24 protein-coding genes, 1 tRNA gene and 1 pseudogene are annotated in these 21,223 nt (G+C 34.4%); 19 read left to right on the top strand and 7 right to left on the bottom strand.

Annotated elements, in window-relative coordinates; translation table 11 throughout:
• The first annotated feature begins 61 nt into the window (after window positions 1-61).
• A complete protein-coding gene (locus NKOR_RS02375; RefSeq protein WP_232203030.1) occupies window positions 62-202 on the top strand; it encodes a hypothetical protein in 141 nt (46 codons plus the stop codon).
• 75 nt (window positions 203-277) lie between these two features.
• Window positions 278-1,690 carry a thrombospondin type 3 repeat-containing protein gene (locus tag NKOR_RS02380; protein ID WP_238535973.1) on the top strand — a complete coding sequence of 471 codons (1,413 nt, stop codon included), beginning with the start codon at window positions 278-280 and terminating at the stop codon, window positions 1,688-1,690.
• A gap of 290 nt (window positions 1,691-1,980) precedes the next feature.
• On the opposite strand, the gene NKOR_RS02385 is transcribed toward NKOR_RS02380, so the two are convergent.
• Window positions 1,981-2,307 carry a hypothetical protein gene (locus NKOR_RS02385; protein WP_014962764.1) on the bottom strand — a complete coding sequence of 109 codons (327 nt, stop codon included), beginning with the start codon at window positions 2,305-2,307 and terminating at the stop codon, window positions 1,981-1,983.
• A gap of 319 nt (window positions 2,308-2,626) precedes the next feature.
• Between NKOR_RS02385 and NKOR_RS02390 the strand changes: the two genes are divergently transcribed.
• The 4 genes from NKOR_RS02390 to NKOR_RS09895 all read left to right on the top strand — a co-directional run bounded on the left by NKOR_RS02390 (window position 2,627) and on the right by NKOR_RS09895 (window position 4,935).
• Complete coding sequence (locus NKOR_RS02390; RefSeq protein ID WP_014962765.1) at window positions 2,627-3,229, top strand: hypothetical protein; 603 nt, start codon at window positions 2,627-2,629, stop codon at window positions 3,227-3,229.
• A 346-nt stretch (window positions 3,230-3,575) separates the two neighbouring features.
• Entirely contained in the window at window positions 3,576-4,169 is a 594-nt protein-coding gene (locus tag NKOR_RS02395; protein WP_014962766.1) for a hypothetical protein, read from the top strand.
• Window positions 4,170-4,171: 2 nt separating this feature from the next.
• Window positions 4,172-4,675, top strand: coding sequence for a hypothetical protein (locus tag NKOR_RS02400; protein ID WP_014962767.1), 504 nt, complete (start codon window positions 4,172-4,174; stop codon window positions 4,673-4,675).
• A gap of 92 nt (window positions 4,676-4,767) precedes the next feature.
• Entirely contained in the window at window positions 4,768-4,935 is a 168-nt protein-coding gene (locus tag NKOR_RS09895) for a hypothetical protein (RefSeq protein ID WP_016939891.1), read from the top strand.
• Between the two features lie 662 nt (window positions 4,936-5,597).
• On the opposite strand, the gene NKOR_RS02405 is transcribed toward NKOR_RS09895, so the two are convergent.
• A complete protein-coding gene (locus NKOR_RS02405) occupies window positions 5,598-6,938 on the bottom strand; it encodes a tyrosine-type recombinase/integrase (protein WP_014962768.1) in 1,341 nt (446 codons plus the stop codon).
• A gap of 44 nt (window positions 6,939-6,982) precedes the next feature.
• Window positions 6,983-7,057: transfer RNA gene (locus tag NKOR_RS02410), tRNA-Glu, on the bottom strand.
• A 113-nt stretch (window positions 7,058-7,170) separates the two neighbouring features.
• Between NKOR_RS02410 and NKOR_RS10275 the strand changes: the two genes are divergently transcribed.
• From NKOR_RS10275 to NKOR_RS09900, 3 genes are all read left to right on the top strand, one after another.
• On the top strand, window positions 7,171-7,686 hold the full coding sequence (locus NKOR_RS10275; RefSeq protein ID WP_014962769.1) for a hypothetical protein: 516 nt from the start codon (window positions 7,171-7,173) through the stop codon (window positions 7,684-7,686).
• A 67-nt stretch (window positions 7,687-7,753) separates the two neighbouring features.
• Window positions 7,754-8,056: a hypothetical protein gene (locus NKOR_RS10280; RefSeq protein WP_014962770.1), complete on the top strand. Its 303-nt coding sequence runs from the start codon at window positions 7,754-7,756 to the stop codon at window positions 8,054-8,056.
• Between the two features lie 51 nt (window positions 8,057-8,107).
• Window positions 8,108-8,251: a hypothetical protein gene (locus tag NKOR_RS09900; protein ID WP_014962771.1), complete on the top strand. Its 144-nt coding sequence runs from the start codon at window positions 8,108-8,110 to the stop codon at window positions 8,249-8,251.
• Between the two features lie 35 nt (window positions 8,252-8,286).
• On the opposite strand, the gene NKOR_RS09905 is transcribed toward NKOR_RS09900, so the two are convergent.
• Window positions 8,287-8,454, bottom strand: a complete 168-nt coding sequence (locus tag NKOR_RS09905) for a hypothetical protein (RefSeq protein WP_016939603.1) — start codon at window positions 8,452-8,454, stop codon at window positions 8,287-8,289.
• Between the two features lie 126 nt (window positions 8,455-8,580).
• On the opposite strand from NKOR_RS09905, the gene NKOR_RS02420 reads away from it, so the two are divergent.
• Together NKOR_RS02420 and NKOR_RS02425 are read left to right on the top strand one after the other, a co-directional pair.
• Window positions 8,581-10,017, top strand: coding sequence for a hypothetical protein (locus NKOR_RS02420; RefSeq protein ID WP_014962772.1), 1,437 nt, complete (start codon window positions 8,581-8,583; stop codon window positions 10,015-10,017).
• Between the two features lie 46 nt (window positions 10,018-10,063).
• Window positions 10,064-10,423, top strand: coding sequence for a tetratricopeptide repeat protein (locus tag NKOR_RS02425; protein WP_014962773.1), 360 nt, complete (start codon window positions 10,064-10,066; stop codon window positions 10,421-10,423).
• Window position 10,424: 1 nt separating this feature from the next.
• On the opposite strand, the gene NKOR_RS02430 is transcribed toward NKOR_RS02425, so the two are convergent.
• On the bottom strand, window positions 10,425-10,901 hold the full coding sequence (locus tag NKOR_RS02430) for a hypothetical protein (protein ID WP_014962774.1): 477 nt from the start codon (window positions 10,899-10,901) through the stop codon (window positions 10,425-10,427).
• Window positions 10,902-10,982: 81 nt separating this feature from the next.
• Between NKOR_RS02430 and NKOR_RS02435 the strand changes: the two genes are divergently transcribed.
• Window positions 10,983-11,624, top strand: a complete 642-nt coding sequence (locus NKOR_RS02435) for a hypothetical protein (RefSeq protein WP_014962775.1) — start codon at window positions 10,983-10,985, stop codon at window positions 11,622-11,624.
• Between the two features lie 10 nt (window positions 11,625-11,634).
• Here the strand turns inward: NKOR_RS02435 and NKOR_RS02440 are convergent.
• Window positions 11,635-13,898: pseudogene (locus NKOR_RS02440) on the bottom strand (beta-propeller domain-containing protein).
• 119 nt (window positions 13,899-14,017) lie between these two features.
• On the opposite strand from NKOR_RS02440, the gene NKOR_RS02445 reads away from it, so the two are divergent.
• Window positions 14,018-14,731 (top strand): ArsR/SmtB family transcription factor, encoded by a 714-nt coding sequence (locus tag NKOR_RS02445; protein ID WP_014962778.1) that lies wholly within the window; start codon window positions 14,018-14,020, stop codon window positions 14,729-14,731.
• Here NKOR_RS02445 and NKOR_RS02450 read toward each other — a convergent pair.
• Window positions 14,728-15,045: a nitroreductase/quinone reductase family protein gene (locus tag NKOR_RS02450; RefSeq protein WP_014962779.1), complete on the bottom strand. Its 318-nt coding sequence runs from the start codon at window positions 15,043-15,045 to the stop codon at window positions 14,728-14,730. The two genes, NKOR_RS02445 and NKOR_RS02450, sit on opposite strands and share 4 nt — an antisense overlap.
• 88 nt (window positions 15,046-15,133) lie before the next feature.
• Between NKOR_RS02450 and NKOR_RS02455 the strand changes: the two genes are divergently transcribed.
• The 6 genes from NKOR_RS02455 to NKOR_RS02480 all read left to right on the top strand — a co-directional run bounded on the left by NKOR_RS02455 (window position 15,134) and on the right by NKOR_RS02480 (window position 21,196).
• The gene (locus tag NKOR_RS02455; protein ID WP_014962780.1) at window positions 15,134-15,586 is read left to right on the top strand and encodes a PRC-barrel domain-containing protein; all 453 of its coding nucleotides are present in this window, start codon (window positions 15,134-15,136) and stop codon (window positions 15,584-15,586) included.
• A 216-nt stretch (window positions 15,587-15,802) separates the two neighbouring features.
• Window positions 15,803-16,801 (top strand): daunorubicin resistance protein DrrA family ABC transporter ATP-binding protein, encoded by a 999-nt coding sequence (locus NKOR_RS02460; RefSeq protein ID WP_016939605.1) that lies wholly within the window; start codon window positions 15,803-15,805, stop codon window positions 16,799-16,801.
• Window positions 16,798-17,583: an ABC transporter permease gene (locus tag NKOR_RS02465; RefSeq protein ID WP_014962782.1), complete on the top strand. Its 786-nt coding sequence runs from the start codon at window positions 16,798-16,800 to the stop codon at window positions 17,581-17,583. Before NKOR_RS02460 ends, NKOR_RS02465 begins: the two co-directional genes overlap by 4 nt.
• 212 nt (window positions 17,584-17,795) lie before the next feature.
• The gene (locus NKOR_RS02470; RefSeq protein ID WP_014962783.1) at window positions 17,796-19,427 is read left to right on the top strand and encodes a hypothetical protein; all 1,632 of its coding nucleotides are present in this window, start codon (window positions 17,796-17,798) and stop codon (window positions 19,425-19,427) included.
• A gap of 138 nt (window positions 19,428-19,565) precedes the next feature.
• On the top strand, window positions 19,566-20,195 hold the full coding sequence (locus NKOR_RS02475; protein ID WP_014962784.1) for a DUF47 domain-containing protein: 630 nt from the start codon (window positions 19,566-19,568) through the stop codon (window positions 20,193-20,195).
• Between the two features lie 8 nt (window positions 20,196-20,203).
• Window positions 20,204-21,196, top strand: a complete 993-nt coding sequence (locus NKOR_RS02480; protein ID WP_014962785.1) for an inorganic phosphate transporter — start codon at window positions 20,204-20,206, stop codon at window positions 21,194-21,196.
• The last annotated feature ends 27 nt before the right edge of the window (window positions 21,197-21,223 follow it).

A 21,223-nucleotide genomic window follows, 5' to 3' on the forward strand; every position in this document is an offset into this window, starting at 1 on the left:
TTCTTGATATAATTTAATGCATTTATCATATGTTATGATTATCATTACACTTTTTTCTACTATGATTCCTGCATTTGGACAAATTACTCATGATGATTGTGAACATCTGTCTAATGTCCTTGATGAATCTTTTTTGAAATGGTGTCTTGATTTTTTTGAATACAAATGGAATAGTGGCGAACAATTTGCAAGACTGCGATAGATGTTGAATAGTGAACAAGATTGTTTAGTTCTTCTTTAATACCTAACTGCTTTCAAACTGTTAATGAAATCTCTGTTGCTTCTAATTACTACAGTTATTTTATTTACTGTTTCAGGAAATGCATTTGCATTATCATTACCTGTAACTAATTACAGTTTTGAAGATCCTGTATTGGAGGATGGTGAAAGTATTTCTCCCATACCTGGATGGACAAATGATGGTGTTACTTCATTTATACTAAATCCAGTTGGAGAAAGTCCTCTTGATGGCAATAATTATGCGCTGATTAAGGAAGGTGGTTCATTTCTGAAACAAACGGTTTCCACTGTTGAACCAAATAAACAATATGTTTTAACTGCAGACGTATCTGATCAAAGCTCTTCTATTACAGATTATCCTTTTGTTCAATTAAGAATTTCAAATGGAGTTGATGCTGTCACTGTGGGGTATGTGATAACAACTAGTGTTTTTCAAACCATTACTGCAACATGGAATAGCTCTACCTCTGGCTCATCAATAGGCAATCCTATTGAGATTTCTATTGGTTCTGTCAGTGGAGGTGATTTTGCATTAGATAATGTACGGTTTGATGTTTTTGATATTGATGTAGATACTGACAATGATGGCATAGGTGACTCTGTTGATAATTGTCCAACAGTATCTAATCCAGACCAATCAGATTCTGATGGTGATGGGATAGGAGATTTGTGCGATGAACCAATTGATAATATTGGAAATACTTCAGTAACTGCAACACTATTGCCTAATGGCGATATTGATGTTGTGTATGGTGATCCTGATGGAATTTCAAATGTAAAATTCCTCACAGGCCGTGCTGTTAGTACTACTTTTGGTTTTTGTGACACTTTACTCGATGATTATTGGGGATCATTGTCTGATTCCGTTGTTTTAACTATCGAAGATTGTGTTGATGGTGTAGATCCGGTAAGAACTGATGGAGGAATAAGTGGTGATATAACAAAGTGGCAAGTTGATCTTGATGGAACTGTAACATGTCTTGAAGGTTCTTGTTTGCCTGAACAGCCAGGACCTCCATCTACTCCTGGTAATGGTAATGGAAACAGCAATCCTCCAGCAAATCCCGGAATACCTGAAGAAATACCTGGCAAAGGAAACTCGCCATTCTTAGTTCAAACCTATCACATAATATTGGATGAACCAATAACTTGTACAAGTATTAGTGGAGATGTATTCATTACAGATTTTAATGCAGATTTTAGACAAACAGGATTTGATGACCTAGCAATTGATCTTACTCTGGATGCAGAAATCTTTAGACTGTCTGGTTTTTTGGATCCAACAGAGTACTCGTTTACAACAACTTATGATTCTAAACGTGGACTTATTTCCATGCTTGGTACAATAAATGAGGGTGTTTCAGGCGCTGTTAATATGGATATTTTTGTTAATAGCTTGAATGCAGTCTGTACTGGAGACTCATCGTTTACAGGACTAGAAGTCCCTTAACTTTTTCATTTGAATATTTACTTTAGACTGCAAGAGTATGACGTCCTTAAGGGGAATTTCCTAATTGGTTTGAAACTCTGTTTGAAACTAATCTATTAAGATTCAAATCTGCCTCAAGATCTTTATACGTAATATTGGGCATAAATAATAGACATAAAGAATCTTTTTGTGCATAAATAATTTTAGGAAAAAATTTCAGAAAGAAATATTGTAAACATTATTTCGAATAAACATTCGGAATAAACAAACTTGTTTACAAATGATCTCTCTTTAACTCCTTAATCTGTGTATTATTTTCTTAAAACATATTTCCAACTTTTTTCTTCTTTAATTCGGTTGAGCAATTTCTGTTTTAGTGTCAAATCCACTGATAATGCTTTAGAAATTGATGGATTGGGATAATGATATCCCTCCCTTTTTAATTCTGTTACGATTTCATTCAAAGCCTTTGGATAATTAAAAAAACCATTTCCGATTAACAATCTTAGACCTCCTCTTAATCCTGTATGTTTGGTCTCTTTTTTGTACTTTTTTTCTTGAAAAACCTCTTTTTCCAATTTACTGACTCTTCTCTCTAATTCTTCGAATCTGTCTTCATTCATGTATGATCTAGGCATATCTAGTAAATTAATGTTATTCATATTATGTTTACCCAACAAACTTTTGATAAAATAATGTGACTAAGAATTTGATATTTTTAGAAAGTAACTGCTATCTTTTCTAATTTGATAATTTTTACCTTTATTACTTTATATAGTAAATATTTTTTATTAGAAATGATTTCTATGCTAAGTTTTTTTTATAGGCGTTTTGTAATGTCAATTATTTGTAAGGTACATAACATATGAATAAAAATAATTTCCTCTTCTAAATATAGGCGTAAAAAAGAATATTACTAATAACAACGTTTTTAAAGTAACAATATGAATCACTAATATGGCTAACGGGCTAAAGGTGGAACTTGACGTAGATGTAAAAAAAATTAGAGAGTTAATTGACTATGCAAAAAAATCAGTTGAAAATGAAGATGATGAACTAATCAAAAATGAATCATACAAAATCATTCTAAAATTATTACTTGATAGATATTTATCTTCAGAATCCATCCCACAAGGAGCACCAAAAATTGGTAGTAATTTAACAAAAAAACAAAATGAATTAGCTAACTTATGTTCAATTACAATCTCTGAATTGTATGATGTTTTTAAGTTTCAAGACAGCTCTGTGAATTTGGTTGCTGCTATTCAAGGAAGTGACTCTTTCAAACATCTTGTGGGTACACAATGTTATCTTGCTGCATTGGAAGTTGTATATGAAAAAGATTGGGTAAGTTCTAACGATGTTACTGAATGTATGAGATCTATGGGTGTCAAAGATTTATCTAATCTTGCTACAAACCTCAAAAAACATTCGGACATTTTTAGAATTAGTGGCACACGTGGTCATAACAAATACAAATTGACTAGCGGTATGGGTAGAAAATCTGCTTTTGATTTTATTCATAAATTAGGTAAAGGTGAAAGTTTACATGAAAATTAGAATCCAACTAATTGATGATGCTGGTGTGGAACATTCAGGTGAAATTGAATTAAAATCAACTACTGTTTACTAAAAAAAAATCCAAAAAAAACAATCATTTAATGATTATTCTGGATTAAAAGGTGGAATTAATTTTCTCATAGATCATAATTTCTTTGATCAATTAAAATCCTCTAAAGATGTTAACGAAGAATTGAAAAAGGAAAATTATTTTCATACTATTCAATCTGTTGATAAAAGATTGAGGTTTTTGGTATCCTCTAAAATACTTACGCGGATCAGGGATGAAGGTAAATGGAAGTATGCTTTAAGAAAATAATAATAAATGATGGTGTGAAAAATTAACATGGACAAAATTGATGAAATTAAACAGAATATTGCAATTGCTATAGAATCCACTCAATCTATTGAGGATGAGAAATATCGTATAGAGGCTTTTAAGATAATTTTGAATAATCTGTCAAATACCACCTTGAAAACAGGCTCAGGAACAGGCTCAGGAACAGGCTCAGGAACAGGCTCAGGAACAGGCTCAGGAACAGGCTCAGGAACAGGCTATGATGATGACCTTTTGAGTATATTATCTGAAAAAAGTGGATTGGACAAAGAATCTTTATTGAATGTTTTAACATTTGAAAAAAATCAATTAATTTTACTTAGAGTAAAAGGTGATTCTATAGCTGACCAATACTTCTATTGTTCATTAATGATTCTTGCATTTTGGAAAATTTGTAAAAATATGGACTATGTTTCAAATGTGAAACTTGGCTTTCCAATGTCTAGATATGGAATCAATACAAGGAATTTGTCTACTACATTACAAAAAAAGAAGTATCATGAGTTCATTATTTCAAAAGGAAAAGGAAAATCAAAAGAGTATCGTATTACGACTAAAGGAATCCAAAAAGCTTTTGAAACTCTTTCTGAACTTTCACAATAGAAATGACTCTCGATTCAAAAATAATTGTATCACAATTAAATAAATTAGGCGTAAGTAAAAGTCTTCTCAACAATTGGTTGGATGAATACAAAAAAATTAAAAATGAATTTCTAAAACAACAATGGAATACTTGTATTTCAAACTGTGGTCTTTTCTCTGAGTATACTGTCGCAATATTGAAAGAACTATATGAACAATCTCCGATAAATCAAAATAATATTCATTTTGATAATTTTTATAAAGATTGTATACAAAAATCTAAACCTAATCCTGAAGATGAAATATTGTTATTAGCTGTTCCACATGCGGCAAAAACAATTTACACAATTCGTAATAAAAAAAAAGGTGCACACGTGAAAGCTATTGATCCTGATTATGTTGATAGTTTATTTGTAACTTCTCTTTCAGATTATATTCTTTCCCAATTTGTCTTGTTAAAATGTAAAGGTACTCAAAATGATGTTGCAAATTTAATTCAAAATATTATAGAAAAAAAATTCCTTTAGTTGAAGAATTTGAAGATGGAACAATAATCATTCATAGAAAATTAAAAAATCCTGATCAAATTTTGATAACTCTCTATGTAAAAGGTAAACGTATGACTAAAAATGAATTAATTTCTACACTTCAAATGAGTTATGAGCAATTAGCCACTTCTGCCTTGAGAAGTTTAAAACAAAAAAATTTTGTACATGAAAGTGATTCAGGTTATGTAATAACACGTTCAGGAATAGATAAAGTTGAAAAAATTGTTCAAAACATATGATCTGCTTTAAACAACATCTTTCTATAATCCACGTTTTTGTATATCACTATACTGAACTTTAACCTGGGATCTTCTTTTTCAACCGTTATAAGCACTCAGACGGTCGGATTAGTTTTGATAATAGTCTGAATCTCTCATATAGATTACAATGTTAATTCAAATTTCTTCAAAAAAGAGTCATCGATATCCATCTTTTATCATCTAGATGGTATCATCGATGGTATTTTCATCATCTTTGATAGAATTAGCCTTGATTTTACCGATGGTATTTTCTTAATCAATGATAACAAAAGATACTATCTTCTTACATTTTTTTATCATCTTTTTTGCATCTATAGGTACGATGAAAAAAATTCACGCCTAACAATTTTTCCATCCTTCTAAAAGATGGCAAAAGATAGAAAAATTATTTATAAAAAATTCAAAATAATTTATAAATTATTTTTTTGATTCAAAACATGAAATTTTGTTTATATTCATCATTTCATAGGTGGTCTAATCTTGATTCATCTTTTGCTTATCTATGCCCAAAAGATACTATTTTCATCTCATCGATACCATCCCATCGATGAAATCCGTCTTTTTTGTATCTTTTTTTATCGATACCATTGATGAAAAAGATGTCCATCGATAACGTATCGATGGAATAATGCCTTGATTTTTTATAAATTAATTTTTGCGAGTTTCTTTGAAAATACTTTTCTAAAGAAATCTTCTCCAAGATCTTCAAAGTATTGTATGACCATTTTATCCAAGTCTGGCTTGATTGCTTCATACTCTTTTTGACTATTCTCTAGTTTCACCTGTTTTTCCTCTAGAATCTTGATCTTTTCTTCAAGTTGCTTTTTCTCAATTTGTTCTTGTTCTTCTTTCTCTATTGCAGTCTTCAAACTTAGAGGCTTTCCACATTTAGAACAAAGTTTGGCATCATAGGAGTTTGGCACATCACAAATTTTGCAGATTCTTGGCTTGTTGACCAAATCCACTCCTTTGGAACTTGACATGCCATAGTGCTTGAACATGGCCTCTTCTACATCTGAATTCATCATGTGCTCGTATCTTCCAGGCATTTTTGAGCCTGATGACCATCCGTATCTCTTCTTTTGAAGTGATTCTGTGAGAAACATTCCAGTTCTAGTAGCTCCTGTATGACGAAATAGATTTGGCCAAACTCTTTTGTGGATTTGCGCAACATCGCAAATTCTCTGTAATCTTTTTCTCATTGCAGCATACGACCATGCCTCTCCATACTTTTTGTCATCCATTGCAATCCATAATGGTGCTTCAGGATCAGAGTTGTTTGGATGTTTGTCAAAATATGATGCCAAGTCTGGCACACACTCTATCACTCTTACTGGTCTTGGACCTGTCTTTCCATCAACTACAATGATTGCACCTCTATCATCAAACTTTACGTGTTTTATTTGGCGACTCAAGATTTCCCCTGGTCTGCAAGCCAAGTCTGAAAACGTATGAACAAACGCTCTGTCTCTAAGATTCTCTCCACATGCTTTCAGTAACGAATTCTTTTCAGATTCTGTGATTAGCATATCTGCAGTCAGGTTCTCTCTTGGTTTTCTGACACGAATCCATGAAGTCTCTGTAGGATCTCCAACTTGTTTTTGGTCTCTTGAACCACGTTTTATCCATCTGTAGAAATTCTTTAGAATTTTTTTGTGGTCTGCAGTTGTGTTTGTCTCTTGTCCGCCTTTGCTGAATTTTTTGTTAAAATTGTAAACAAGCTCTTCCATGTCTTCTTTGCTTGCATCAATCCAATCTTTGTTTAGCATTCTTGAGAGACTAAGTATTGTTCCAAGAACCTTTGAGCGTCTTGCATCTGATAGTGATTCGTTTACCAAGACCCGGTCAAATTTCTTGATTAATTCTACGTTGTTTTGACTCAGGTCTTTTTCCATCAATGCAAAGGTTCTGGTGATAATCTTGTCATAATTGTATAATCTGATCGAGCAATGCTTTGGGCTTGAAATGTGCTGTTTTGACATTCTAGTATATGATATACTGGCAGAGTATTAAACCAGAATGACAATGCTCCCACCGGGATTTGAACCCGGGTCACAGCCTTGAGAGGGCTGTATGCTTAACCGGACTACACTATAGGAGCTTAATCGGAAACAACTCTCATCTCAATTTAAAGGAAAGGTTTTGACTTTACATGAATTTGTTAAACTTTGTAAGTTTGGCCATTTATAGAAAATCTCGTAATATCATTTTAACATGGATTTGAAAAAACTTGCTGAAAGACTAGAGTTATCTGATTTTCCTGCAGGTTTAGGGGGGTGTAGAATTTCTGAGAACTTTTTTGATTCATGTGGATACGATGTTATAGTTTTTGATGAACAATCGATTCCTGATCAAATCGTGCAAATTGATGATGACTATATTGTACTTCATCATGGGACATTTTCTGAAACAAATTCAAAAAAACTCTTGCAATATGATGATCTGAAAATCATTCAAGATGACTCTTGGGAACTTCGTATGTTTTTATCAAAAATTAAAGAAAAACGATCCTCTTTGTTTGCTGACTTCGCTAAAAACTCCTTGATAGAATCGATGTTTTGTTGCCAAAAGACCAAAGAAGCAATTGATAATTCCAATGAATTTTCTCCATGCTGGCAAAAATGTGCGTCATTTTATTTGGCTGATGCAATTGCATCATTGAATAATCAACGACTAGGACCTACACACATGCTTAACTCTCTGAGAAGACTTAAAAAAAACTCCTGTTAATGAGCACATCTCTGTTGTAACTCAGACAGTTGGTATAGAAAGGGCCACGCTTGTTCTGCTGGAACGTATGGTAAAATCCACTATTGGATTTAATGATATGGTTAATCAAAACGACTCTTCCCAAATTATTCAAAGAAAGTATGACTATTTTGTAAAAAATTCAATGATCTCTGATTGCTATTTTTACCTAGGTTACATCAACAAGGATAACTTCATAAAAATCAAAGATACGCTAACCCGGAACCCTGATCTAATCCATGTATTAAAAACTGCATTTGATATTGAGGCTGACTCTAATGTCTTGCTACAACAGGCTGATCTTATTCAAAATTCTTGTAATGTCTTGCTTGCCGCAGGCTTGAAACAATAACTTCTATCCTTTTGTACTAACCTTTTAAAATAAGTAAGATTATGATTTGTCATGACAGATCAAGCATGTGGATGCGAAGCTGATAGCGGCGATCCTGATTATGCATGTGATTGTGCAATGCAAGGTCATTGCATCTGTAGTGCAGATTGCAAATGTAACACTGACGTTTGTAAAGAAGCTACTAAAGACATGTAATTGGATTTTTCCAATTTTTTCTTTTATTTTTAAAATTATTCTTCGTCTTCCTCAAAACCCCACGATTTCACCAATTCTTTTTGGAACTTGTCGTTTTGTTTTGAATCTAGTGCAAATCCGCAATTTTTGTGGGTTGGGACAACAGTCATTCCATCTAACTTGAATTCAACTTCATACAAGTGAACTTTTGGGCATTCACACATGTCTAGTCACCCTCTAAATTTTCCTCTATATTTGCTTATTTGAACTAGGCTGAATAACGTTTAACTATCCGTTTTGCCCATTTTTTTTCAGATTTGAAAACAATATTTCTAATATTTCCAATAATTATGGGACTTCTTTTAGGTACTGCATTGTTGCCATCTGCATCTGCACAATTCAATTCTGCAGGTGGTGTTGACAAAGAAGGAACATGGTACGTTGGTGAAGGTCTCAAAAAAGGAGATTATTTTTCATATAAAATGTGTCATGTAGATTACAAGGAATGTGCCCAATTTGAATTGGATATGTGGATCAAAGGAGACAGACAAGTTGGCAGTGAAACAAAATGGCTAGCTGAAGTTGTTGTTTATGATGGCAACAAGGTAATTGTTGGTGAAATGGAATTGGGAAAAATTGCCCCTGAACCAACTGGTGGCAGTGAGTCATTAGGAGTCTATCGTGGTGCATTCAAGTCTTCAATAGCATGGCTATCTGCGTTTGCCACTGCTGATGGAAGTGCCGGTGGCAAAGGTCCAAAAGCATTCAGTGCTGCCTCTTGGGGAAAAATTGGAAACATTGGTGGTGAACAAGTACTTCCACTTGCACTTGAAACAGTCACTGTTCCATCTGGAACTTGGGATACTGTTTTAATTGGATGGAAGACTGGTGGTTATTCTAGTAAAGTTTGGATTGTAGATGAATTTCCATTTCCTGTAAAGGCTCTTACTTTGACTCATGTTTCAGAAGGAATTCCTCCAACTGAATATAAATTTGAATTATTGGACTATAAAGAAAACGTGACCAGCAGTCCTTTTGAAGGAATAGTTTCAACTGCTGATATTTTTCAAGCACAAGGATGTGAAACTGATTTTGAAAGAACGTCTAGTGTGAAAAAACCCACAAAGAACTTCTCTTACCAAGTACGTGCATTTTACGGTCCTGAAGATCCTGTTCAAGGATGTGAAATGCAATGGCTGATAGAATTCATCAGCAAATATGATGACACTGAATATCTCAATCAGGTTCAGTTTGATGTCTTAGTTGTAGATGATAATTTGACTCCTTTGAGATCTCTTGCACAAGAAGAAGGTCGGCAGTACCTCTACTCCCCATCTGGTCAACATCTTATTGATATGATAGTTGAAGAAGAGCCTGGAACTGTAAATTATGTTATTTGGATTTATGGTCTCGCACCTGAAGGAATTGCCCCCTCGACCGCTACTGATTATTTGAAAATCCCACTAACTGTGTATCCTGCTGATGGGAGTGTTATTCCGGACGTACAACCCACAACAGCAATTCCTGCATGGATAAAGAACAATGCTGGTTGGTGGGCAGATGGTGCAATTGACGATAACTCGTTTGTTCAAGGAATCCAATTCTTAATTAAAGAAGGAATTATGAAGATTCCACCAACTGCACAAGGAACTGGCTCTTCTAATGAAATCCCTTCTTGGATTAAACAAAACGCTGCATGGTGGGCAGATGGTGCAATTGACGATAACTCGTTTGTTCAAGGAATCCAATTCTTAATTAAAGAAGGAATTATGAAAATTTCTTCTTAATTGTCTACATTCAAATTGTGATCCTCTGAAAAATCTTTGAAGAATAATGGTCGGTCTTTTCAAACACCCTAAACGTCAGATAAAGAAATTACTAAAAGATGGTGAATACGGGGAAGCGATTAAACTTGGAAAAAGTTTAGAATCTCAATATTCTAATGATCATGATTTTATGTTCATTATGGGCAGTGTCTACTTTATAGTAGATGATGCAAAAAAAGCACTGCCTTATTTTGAAAAGGCATTCCAACTAGATCCAAATGACGTTGAGACACTTACTCTCAAAACCAATGTACATTTGGCTTTGGAGCAAAAAAACGAAGCAATAGATTGCTGCAAGCAAATTCTAAAAGTAGACGCAAAAAATTCTGAAGCCCAAGACTTGCTTGAGGAACTAGAAAGCCTGTAGATTATTTCTTTTTCATCTGATATGCGTTTTCCATCAGCCAATCACAAAACGCTGTGACCTTTTCATCAAATTCTGTCCATATGTGAACTGAGTGCGGCAAAATATCTATCTTCCAATTTTCTCCAAAAACTCTGACCCCTTCTTTGTTCTCATACATGTATGCATCTTCGGTCTTAACATCTCCTAGAAACTCTAATGCTTTTTGCTTGATTTGTTGACGGTCTATTGGGAATCTCTTTCTCTCATAGTCTACAATCAAACTCAAATCTCTTTTCCCATACATCTCAAATTCTTCAATTCTTCCCTCTTTTGGAAAATTTACCACAAGTTTGATGTTGTATTTTTTGCCTACCTCTTTTCCAATATCTACAATTCTAGTATATCCCATTGCCGGATTTTTTTTTAAGAGGAATCTTATCTGTGCCAAGTCTTTTTTCAATGCATCTTGAAGATCTGAAATCAATTCTGAAAATATCATGGTTATTTTAAAAAGAAATTCCTATTATAACCATTAATTTTTCCCAGATTGGTTTTTTTATGACTTTGAATGGCTTAGATCATGGCAATGCCCACTGGTGATTCTATGAGAACTGGCGATGAGTCTGAGAGAACAACTGATGTGAATTCCTACCAGAGAACCTGTATGGACTTTATCGAAGACATCTCCCACGACTACGAGGCTTGGGTTGATTATTACAAACTGCCTGAGGATGAGGACAAAATACGAAGAAGTGGAATTCGTGCAACTATCACTAAAACAAATACTTGGATTGCCAAGGTTGCACAATCAATCCCTGCAGTTGATGTTGTGATGAATGACGGCATTCAAAAGATGGCCGAATCCACTGCTGGAAAACCACTCCAAATTGGAGTGTTTGTAAACAAAACTGCAAGCTATACTGAAGCAAAACCTGGCATAATTGATGTCAATGTAAAGGCTAGTGGAAGAGAGGGACGAAAGGTAAAACTTGGCTATCATTTCAAAGATGACCGATTCCGTGTAGAGTCTACCTGTGGGGCATACATTGATGAATCCAATCTACCTACTGAAGAGTTTGACTTGATGGATATTCATCTAAAACTACGTGCAGAAAATGCAAAACAACGAGACGTTATTTCCTTTACAGTTACAGTTTATGAGATGGAGAACGGCGTTGAAACTGAAAAAAGAGGCCTAAGCACAATAGTACACATTGTTTGATTTGGAAATTTTATCTAACAGGCTGCATCTCTGATTCCATTGCTGGCTCTTCTAGATAATCAATAAACTTGCCAGTGTTTTCTAGTTTTATTGAATTGATTTCATTCAAATCCTCAAAGGAATTCATCTTCAAAAATCCTTGTGATGCTGTATACAACACATCATCGATGTAAAACGTCCTTGCATCATTCATTCCATAGTATCTCCAGTCATTGTCTGAATGGGTGATTGTTCCTTTTGCATCGAATCCGTTTGTCTTATCCAAATCAAAACGTAAAATCCACTCCATCTGTTATAGTCTGGTGCAAACATTTTGGAGCTTGTAATGTCGTCTAGGCTTTTAACATCTGCACTTATTGGAATGGATAAAACATTTCTTGTTTTATCAAAAAAGAATGCCTTGTGGTTGTGCAATGCTTCTGATTGAGTGGAACTGTCTCCAATTATGTAGTCATCTACAACTTTGGGGTTACTTACATCTGCCACGTTGAATAATGCGATTTTGACACCCAATTGCTGAACTCTTCCATTGTCTGTTTCTTTAGTATCTCTTCCTATTCCTATGACATGTTCTTCATCATATGGGTGAAGATAGTTTGAAAATCCTGGAATCTTTAATTCTCCTAGTATTTTTGGTGTGTCTGTTGATAAATCAATTACAAAGAATGGGTCAATTTGCTGAAATGTTACCAAATAGAGCCTGTCTCCCATGAATCTTGATGAAAATATGCTCTCATCAGGTGCAATGTCTTCAAGTTCTCCTACTATGTTTAACTGCTCATCTAAGACATATACTGCATTTGATCTGACTGTTCCTTCATGTTGAATGTAGTATTCTGTGGTGGTTGCAACTCTGAATCTATCTCCTGACTCATCCATTGAGAATTGATTTAGCAATCTTCCTGGGACTGTTCCCTTTGCAACATACTCTATTTTGTCTTCGTCAATTGAAATCTTATGAATAATTGTCTTTCTTGTATCTTCTTGAATTTTTGCATCGTACTCGTTTAATGCCTCTCTTATTTTCTCAAACAACTCTTCTCTTTCTTGTTTGTCCATCTTGTTGTAAGAGTCCTGCATCATTTCAGAAATCTTTGCCCATTGTTCTGATGTATTCAATGAAGAATTATTTTGGATTGATTTAATCTGATCTTGAATGCTGTTTGGTAGCAATGGTACGATTACATCGTAGAATCTATCTCGTGATGAATTTTCATAAAATCCAAATGGCATATTTTGTTGATATGTTAAATAGAAATTATTCTCTGAAACATAAAATGAGCCAGTATATCCCATCAAGAAAGTTTCAGAATTTACTGTATCTCCAAATATATCAATTGCAGTAAGTGTGTTAAAGTTTGAAAATTCTTCTACATTGTCAAAGTAAAATGCATCTGGGGTCATGATTCTTACAGAATCTTCCATTATTACTGGTAGTCTTGGATATTGGTGATTGACATAGCTGTTTGTAACAAAATATGCGTAATCTCCAATCATTCTGGCATCACTGAAATGACCATCAATGGAGTAATCTTTGAGAATGATTGGATTTTCCTTGTCTGATACATCTACGATTAATGCATGAGTGACTGGATTGTAAGAAGGTCTTGGAATAAAGTCAAACTGTGGTATTATTTCCTCATCGCTTTGTCCATTGTAAAATATCACCAATCTGTCACCATTGAGGAACATGTTGTGAATGTATTGCGATTCGATATCTAGAGCGATTTTGAGAATTAATTTTGCGTCTTCTGCAGGATATGCATCAATTATTGAAAGTGTGTTTCTTGAAACAATGTACACGTACTTTGAGTCGTTTTTGAGATAATCTGGCTCATCAACATTTTGCACTTGGACGTTTGTAGTGGAGTAGTCGGTTCCTCCCATTTTAGAAACTCCGTCTCCTACACTTGGTTCTGCTGTTGGAACTGGTGCCTCTGTATTTTCTGCTGATTCAAACATTACCATATCCTCATCCATTGCCATGTTTCTAACAACTCTGGTATCGTAGAATATTTCTCCTCCAAACATTGATGATGCTTCAAGTATGGATGCCAATTCTTCTTGTGATGCTATTTTCTTTATCTCGTTTGTTCCATCAAAAAACTCTGAAATTGATTTATCTACATAGATAACTTCTGGTTCTAAGGTCTCTGTAACTATTCTAATTTGGGGTTCTTGGTCAAAAGGTATAGCATACATGACTCCTGCTGTTACTATTACCGAAACGATTACTGCAATTGGAATTATTATTTTTGAGCTCATTTTCATCATCTTTTTTCATTCATTTGTTTTAGTGGTTACTATTCTTTGGTAGTTGAAGATAAAAGGATTAGTGAAATTGAAATTTCACCAAACAACTTACATATTCGGGATTCTAATCATTCATCTTAATGTCTGCTGAAAACCCTGATGATGGATTGACCGAAAAAATCAAAATTTTGGCTACGGATGATGAAAAAATAAAGTCATTTGGAGAGCTCTTTACAAATGATTCTAGCCGTGAAATATTACAATTACTGTTTAATGAAGAATTAACTGCAAATCAGATTGCACAAAAAACTGACATCTCACTACAATTGGTAAAATACCATCTGAATAAACTACAAGATTTGGGTGTCGTAAAGATTACAAAGATTGAAAAAAACTCCAAATCTCAGGACATGAAAGTTTACTCTGCTACAAAATTTAGTATTGTGATTGTTCCTCCAAAACTTTCTGAAAAAACTAAAGAAAGTAAATTACTTGTTCGCTCTTTTAGACACATCTACAAAGTAGCAGGATTTGCTATTGCAACTGGCGTTTCTGGATTGTTGTCTTTGTCTCAATTGCAAACAAAACCAATACCGGTAAGTGACACAAGACAATTTACTGCCCCTGAAGAATTATCCAAACGATTAGAGTCTGCTGATGAATCAGCCAGTTCTATGATTGCTTCAGCGCCTGTAGCAGAATCTGAACCACAAGATTTTGCACAAGGCGGTTTAGACATTACAGAAACTACACTTGATTCTGGCATTGATCTGTTTATTCCATTTGTAATCATTACAATGATTCTTGGTGGATTGACCGCTTACTATGTGTGGAAGTACAAAAAATCTAATTAATCTAGAGTTACTTCTATTGTAACTCTTTTTTCTTTTGCTCTTTCCTCCCCGGGGTATTTTAATTCAGAAATTTTTTTACTCAACTCTTCATCTGTAACTAGTTTTGCTTGTCCAAAAAACATTGAATCCTTGTATTGAATTTTGACTCGAGGGTTTGTTACTGCGTTTTGAAACCAGTCTCCGTCTGGCATGTGTCTGGAAAAATAGATTTTGCCATTATAATTCACTGCTCTTAACATTACTGCGTGCTCTTTTCCTGTTTTTCTTCCCTTTGTGATTAGAACTGGCCTGAACAGGTCTTCTGTAATCTTCATGCGTGATTTTCTTCTGTCAAGTAATTTAACCCCATTGCTAGAAATTTCTGATATTTGGTATGATAAGCAAATCTGAACATTTCAAGTCATGTCAGTAAAACTAGAAGGAATGCCATCAAATCTGGCAACCGCAGATACTTTTACTGGAAAAAAAGTCATAGACAGAGAAGGAATAGAGTACGGCAAGGTCAAACATATTCACATCAACCAAGATACGCTTGTCGTATCCGGAGTTACAATCCATCAGGGATTTAACAAAGACTATTTTCTCTCTGAAGATTACATTGACAAATTTGCTGAGGAGACACTACTTCTTAGCAGACCTCCTATCCGAACAGGAATTCCAGTAACTGATATTGACCGCCATAAGATTGGCAAAGTAAAGAGATTGCATAGACATCCTGATACAAATGAATTAGAATCAATCGAAGTGTCTGATGGATTGATGCATTCTAAAATTCTGTCCAAATCGGAAATTTGGGGAATTGGCGAAAAAATCATTTTAAGAATGACTAAAGAAGAATTCAAGACTCTTGAATGATTTTTTAATTTCTTTTTTTCAAATACCGCTATTCTGTCTTCTTGGCGCAGTTTTCACAAACAGGAATTCCCTCTTGTACTGTTACCTCGACATTTGATGAGTGACATTTCTGACATAATCCTTTCATAAAAAAACTCTGAAATTACTCTTTAAATTTTTTTGTTGATTGTTGGTTGAATAATTAGCAATTTATAATTGAAAAATGCGATCTATGTATTGTATTCAGTTGAGACAAAATCTCTAACAAAATCATTTGGTGATGTAACTGCTGTAGATGATATCTCTTTTACTGTTGAAACTGGCGAGATCTTTGGATTTCTTGGACCTAATGGTGCAGGAAAAAGCACTACTATGATGATTCTGACAACTCTTCTAAAACCAACGTCTGGTCAAGCTTTGATTTCTGGGTGTGATGTTGTGGCTGATGCAAAAAAGGTTAGAGAAAACATTGGATATGTACAACAAGAAACCACTGTAGATGAATATCTTACTGGACGTGAAAATCTTTTGTTGCAAGCAAAACTTAATCACATTCCAAAAAATGAGATTAATTCAAGAATAGATGAAGTTTTAGACTTGATTGAATTGTCTGACAAACAGAATGAGTCGGTTGTAACTTATTCTGGTGGAATGAGAAAGAGATTGGATATTGCAGGTGGGTTGTTACACCGGCCAAAAGTTTTGTTTCTAGATGAGCCTACTGTGGGACTTGATATCCAAACTAGGAGAAAAATCTGGGAATACATCAAAAAAATTCATGATGAGTTTGATATGACAATATTTCTTTCAACACATTACATGGAGGAAGCTGATCAACTATGTGATAGAATTGGAATTATTGATGATGGTAAAATTCAGGTTATTGATTCCCCTGAAAACATGAAAAATGCTATGGGCAATGAAGTCATTTCAATTATGATTGACAACGATGAAAATCGAGATTCATTCTTGTCTGAATTGCACGAAATAGAATCTGTTAACAAAATTACTGAAGATGGGTCTAAACTTACCCTCTTTGTATCAAATGGAACTGAAGTAATTCCTAAAATATTTTCAATTTCTTCAGAGATTGGAATTAAAATTACTTCTATCTCATTAACTCAACCAACACTTGATGATGTTTTCATATCTTATACTGGTCATGAAATAAGAGATGATGATTCTACATTTAATCGAAAACGAGAACATGCAAAAATGAAGAGGTTACGCGCATGAATACTTTGATGTATGATACTTATACAATTTTTTGGAGGGAACTAAAGAGATACAAAAAATCCCGTAGTGGTGTTTTGATTAGACTAATACAACCCGCAATTTGGATTATCGTTATTGGAAACACATTCTCAGGTACTCAACCATTAATTCAATCAGTTGGATTTGAAGGTGAATATATTGAGTTTATGGCACCTGGTGTCATTATTCTTACTGCAATTTTTACAAGCATTTTTGGTGGTGTCAATACTTTGTGGGATCGGCGTTATGGTTTTATGAACAAAGCTCTAACATCTCCGATTTCTCGTTCTGCTGTTGCACTTGGGAAGATGTCTGCAATATCTTTGATTGCAGCACTGCAGGCAAGTTTGATTTTAGGAATTGCATTGGCAATAGGTGTTACATTTCCAAATCCAATAATGATTGCGCCAATAATGGCAATTGTAATTTTATTTTCTCTAGGATTTTCAGGAATATCTGTGATTGTTGCAGCTACAGCAAAGTCACAAGAAACTTTCTGGGGTGTGATTAATTTTCTTGGTATGCCATTATTCATGCTGAGTCCTGCATTATTCCCATTAGAGCTCCTTCCTGACTGGCTTGCAACTATCGCAAAACTAAACCCTGTAACCTACACTGTTTTGCTTGTAAGGGAGATGATGACAGGTGTGTCTGAAGGAGGGGTGTCTGTACTACTCAGCCTTGGAATTATAGTTGTCTTTGTATTGGTGATGGTTGGGCTTGCAAGCTATGTGTTTACACGTGAAGTCAACAAACCATTTTGAGATAAAGAGGTTCTGATGTAATTGATGGCAGTTCTGATAGTGCTAACTGTTATGATTCACTAGAAAACGTCATTTAGTTATAATGAATATTTTTCTCTTAATCTTTATTCTATTAATTTAGAATTTTTTTGTGATCTTTTCTATATAGAACCATGTTTTATTGGTAGAGAATGAGGATGTGATTTATAATGATTTTTTTTTTCTGAAAGTTAATGACTATTAAAAACGTACAACGCATTGCAGTGTTTAGCATTCTTGCAACGATTGCTTTTGCTACCTTTGCAAATTCTAACGTATTTGCTGAGGAAAGTGAAGGATACGATATGGTTGGAGATATCACTCCTGTACTGACTTTTACCTTCAGAGATGGAGTTGAAGTACATTCATTTCCTGTCTTTAACATGGGCGAAAATTTTGTAGATGACTCTGGGGTTTCTTTCTCTGTTGAAGGAATTGTTTCCAAATCCCCATTACTGCACAAAGCAATGGATGAGGCTTACAAATATCGATTTTCAAATAATGCATTTGATTATCAAATGAAATACTTTGATGTTGATGCTGATTTTGTTAGAGATGGCGAATCTGTAATATCATTGGACTATAACACTTGTAGAGTAGATAACTATCAGGTTGAAACACTTGATTCTAATGACTATGAAAGTTATTTCCAAGAAGTTGGATTCGCAGTTGTAGATAAGATAGATTTTGTATGTAGTGGTGTAAATTCCAATAATGACTTTGTAAAGCCAACTAACTCTCTCACTGATTTTGGTGATTCTGGATTTACTTTTGCAAAGAACACTAAAACTTCTGTAACCTTCATGTATGATAATGGTGCAGAAAAAATAGAGTTTCCTGTGTTTAATCTAGTTTCAGCATATGAGGAATCTCAAGAGAATGTTGTTGCAGAATTTGAAGTGGAGGGTGTTTTAGAATACTATCCATTGCTGTACAAGGCAATTACTAATTCAAGAGCAATTTCTGGAACTTCTTATGCATCAAATGAGGATTTTGATGTTAAAGTAGAATTTGTCAATGGTGAGAATATTCTTCGAGGATTTAATTTCCGAGAATGTATTGTAAGTGACGCTAAGATTGTCACAAAGGCTGACAAAGAAGAGGGCTTTACTGGAAAGAGTGGATTTGTTATTGCTCATCAGTTAGGGTTCACATGTTCTGGACTTAAACCAGTAAACATGAACTATGATGAACTTCGAGGTGATACTCCTACTTGGAAAGTATCTCAACTTTCAAATGTCTATGTAGAATCTCTGCAAAACACTGCTCAAGGATTAGATGTGTTTACAACATTTACTTTTGCAAATGGTATTGAGACAATTGAGTTCTCAATGTTTAAGCAAAGTGAGGTGTTGACTTCAACTGAAAATGTTGATAATGAAAATGGTGACAAAGATGTTGCTGCACAAAAGTTTACAAGAAAAACTGTTGCACCTACAGTGGAATTGAGAGGAATTGTCGGTGACTATCCGATGTTGTATAAGCATGTAGATGACAACCGTAAAATCCAAAATGTAGCCGGAACTGCACTAAAAGATCTTGTAGATATTGACGTGGAAATTGTATCTGATGGTGAAGTAATTCGTGGATTCAATTATTCCAACTGTAGAGTGACTGACTATACTGTTGAAACAGATCCAAACAATGAAGAGAGTTACACCAAAAACAAGTTTGTATTAGAAAACATCTTTGACTTTGAATGCCAAGGATACACTCCAAACAATCCAATCTATGATGCAATGTTCAAAACAGAATCTGCAAAAAATACAAGTTCTAAAGATCTCAGAAATACTCAAAACTGGGGTATAGGTTTCTACAAACAGTAGATTCTTTTTTCTTTTATTTTTCATTTTAGAATTTTTATAATTGCGATCAGCTTGTTTTCTACTAACTATTGTGTTTCTATATAGAACAATAGTTTGTATGTTGACTACCCTTAACACTAATTCAATATTCCATGTATCATGGGACAATGGCTGTCTTGGGTAAAATCCAATGAAAATGAAATTCTAAAAATTCTAGATGATTTGGCGTCAAAAGCAGTTGAAACTTCTGAAGCACTGGTTGAATATCTAAATGATTTAGGGAATTTAGAAAAAATGGAAAAAATTCGTCGACTAGAAAGCGAAGGCGATGAATACACTCGTGAGATCTTTGCTGAACTAAACAAAACCTTCATCACTCCTTTAGATCGTGAAGACATGCAAAGAATAGCATCAAAAATTGATGATGTTATTGATTTTATTGATGGAATTGCTGCTAGATTATACAGCTACAAAATTGAAACTCCTCCTGCATTTACTAAAGACATGATTGAAGAACTCTCTAAGGCTACAAAAGAAGTTCAATACATGGTATCAAAACTAAGACGTATGAAAAACCCTCAAGACATGATCAACCACTGTAGAAATACAAGCGATATTGAACACAAGGTTGATGATCTCTATAGAGATGCAATAAGAGAGTTGTTTGAAAGCAATGATGCAATCCATATCATAAAGCTAAAAGATATCTATGAATCCATAGAAACTGCTTCTGATAGATGTGTTGATGTAGCAGATGTGGTTGAAGATATTGTTCTGAAATACACATAGGTGTTGGAATGTTAGAGATAGCAATAGGTGCAATAATCGTTGCCTTAATCTTTGATTTTGTTAACGGATTCAACGATTCTGCTAACTCTGTTGCAACAGTAATTGGAACTCGTGTTCTCAAACCTATTCAGGCAGTCACATTATCTGCTGTCGCAAATTTTGTTGGACCTTTTATTTTTGGTGTTGCCGTAGCATCTACTATTGCAAAAGGAATTGTCAGTATGGATGACATTACAATCTACATGATAATCGGTGGACTTGCAGGTGCAATTACTTGGAGTACACTCTGTACTTACTTTGGATTGCCAATATCAAACAGTCACTCACTTGTTGGTGGGATAATGGGTGCAGGAATTGCAGGATTGGGTTTTGAAAAACTAGTTTATGGTGGGTTGACCAAAATTTTTGCAGGAATTGTTATTGCACCGATAGGTGGCATTATTTTTGGTTTATTACTTACTGGATTGATAATTACAATCTTTGCAAGCAGGCGGCCTGCAATTGTTAACAAAACTTTTGGTAAATTACAAATAATTTCTTCAGGTTGGTTTGCTTTGACACATGGTGCAAATGATGGACAAAAAACCATGGGAATCATTGTCTTGATTTTAGTCTCAACAGGATATCTAGATGGATTTGAAATGCCTATTTGGGTGATTCTTGCTGCTGCCTCTGCAATGGGATTGGGAACTTTCTTTGGAGGTTACAAAGTAATCAAGACACTTGGTGTTAAAGTTGCAAGATTAAGACCTTACCAAGGATTTTGTGCTGAAACTGGTGGTGGTCTAATGCTTGCAATATTTGCTTATTTTGGAATTCCTGCAAGTACTACTCATGCAATTACTGGAACTATCATGGGCTCAGCAGCTGCAAGAAGAAAACGTGCTGTAAGATGGAAGGTAGGTAAACAAATCATTTATGCATGGATTATCACAATACCTGGTGCAGCGGCATTTGGAATTGGATTCACTTACTTGATTCATCTTTTCATATCTGTCTAATTCTTTTAATTTTTATTCAAGCAAAAA

It is taken from the genome of Candidatus Nitrosopumilus koreensis AR1 (assembly GCF_000299365.1).
Taxonomy (GTDB): Archaea; Thermoproteota; Nitrososphaeria; order Nitrososphaerales; family Nitrosopumilaceae; genus Nitrosopumilus; species Nitrosopumilus koreensis.

What these genes read in the sequence shown, in the direction of transcription:
- NKOR_RS02375 (WP_232203030.1), top strand. Translation starts at nt 62, where the DNA reads ATGATTCCTGCATTTGGACAAATTACTCATGATGATTGTGAACATCTG.
- NKOR_RS02385 (WP_014962764.1), bottom strand. Translation starts at nt 2,307, where the DNA reads ATGCCTAGATCATACATGAATGAAGACAGATTCGAAGAATTAGAGAGA.
- NKOR_RS02390 (WP_014962765.1), top strand. Translation starts at nt 2,627, where the DNA reads ATGGCTAACGGGCTAAAGGTGGAACTTGACGTAGATGTAAAAAAAATT.
- NKOR_RS02395 (WP_014962766.1), top strand. Translation starts at nt 3,576, where the DNA reads ATGGACAAAATTGATGAAATTAAACAGAATATTGCAATTGCTATAGAA.
- NKOR_RS02400 (WP_014962767.1), top strand. Translation starts at nt 4,172, where the DNA reads ATGACTCTCGATTCAAAAATAATTGTATCACAATTAAATAAATTAGGC.
- NKOR_RS09895 (WP_016939891.1), top strand. Translation starts at nt 4,768, where the DNA reads ATGACTAAAAATGAATTAATTTCTACACTTCAAATGAGTTATGAGCAA.
- NKOR_RS02405 (WP_014962768.1), bottom strand. Translation starts at nt 6,938, where the DNA reads ATGTCAAAACAGCACATTTCAAGCCCAAAGCATTGCTCGATCAGATTA.
- NKOR_RS10275 (WP_014962769.1), top strand. Translation starts at nt 7,171, where the DNA reads ATGGATTTGAAAAAACTTGCTGAAAGACTAGAGTTATCTGATTTTCCT.
- NKOR_RS10280 (WP_014962770.1), top strand. Translation starts at nt 7,754, where the DNA reads ATGGTAAAATCCACTATTGGATTTAATGATATGGTTAATCAAAACGAC.
- NKOR_RS09900 (WP_014962771.1), top strand. Translation starts at nt 8,108, where the DNA reads ATGACAGATCAAGCATGTGGATGCGAAGCTGATAGCGGCGATCCTGAT.
- NKOR_RS09905 (WP_016939603.1), bottom strand. Translation starts at nt 8,454, where the DNA reads ATGTGTGAATGCCCAAAAGTTCACTTGTATGAAGTTGAATTCAAGTTA.
- NKOR_RS02420 (WP_014962772.1), top strand. Translation starts at nt 8,581, where the DNA reads ATGGGACTTCTTTTAGGTACTGCATTGTTGCCATCTGCATCTGCACAA.
- NKOR_RS02425 (WP_014962773.1), top strand. Translation starts at nt 10,064, where the DNA reads ATGGTCGGTCTTTTCAAACACCCTAAACGTCAGATAAAGAAATTACTA.
- NKOR_RS02430 (WP_014962774.1), bottom strand. Translation starts at nt 10,901, where the DNA reads ATGATATTTTCAGAATTGATTTCAGATCTTCAAGATGCATTGAAAAAA.
- NKOR_RS02435 (WP_014962775.1), top strand. Translation starts at nt 10,983, where the DNA reads ATGGCAATGCCCACTGGTGATTCTATGAGAACTGGCGATGAGTCTGAG.
- NKOR_RS02445 (WP_014962778.1), top strand. Translation starts at nt 14,018, where the DNA reads ATGTCTGCTGAAAACCCTGATGATGGATTGACCGAAAAAATCAAAATT.
- NKOR_RS02450 (WP_014962779.1), bottom strand. Translation starts at nt 15,045, where the DNA reads ATGAAGATTACAGAAGACCTGTTCAGGCCAGTTCTAATCACAAAGGGA.
- NKOR_RS02455 (WP_014962780.1), top strand. Translation starts at nt 15,134, where the DNA reads ATGTCAGTAAAACTAGAAGGAATGCCATCAAATCTGGCAACCGCAGAT.
- NKOR_RS02465 (WP_014962782.1), top strand. Translation starts at nt 16,798, where the DNA reads ATGAATACTTTGATGTATGATACTTATACAATTTTTTGGAGGGAACTA.
- NKOR_RS02470 (WP_014962783.1), top strand. Translation starts at nt 17,796, where the DNA reads ATGACTATTAAAAACGTACAACGCATTGCAGTGTTTAGCATTCTTGCA.
- NKOR_RS02475 (WP_014962784.1), top strand. Translation starts at nt 19,566, where the DNA reads ATGGGACAATGGCTGTCTTGGGTAAAATCCAATGAAAATGAAATTCTA.
- NKOR_RS02480 (WP_014962785.1), top strand. Translation starts at nt 20,204, where the DNA reads ATGTTAGAGATAGCAATAGGTGCAATAATCGTTGCCTTAATCTTTGAT.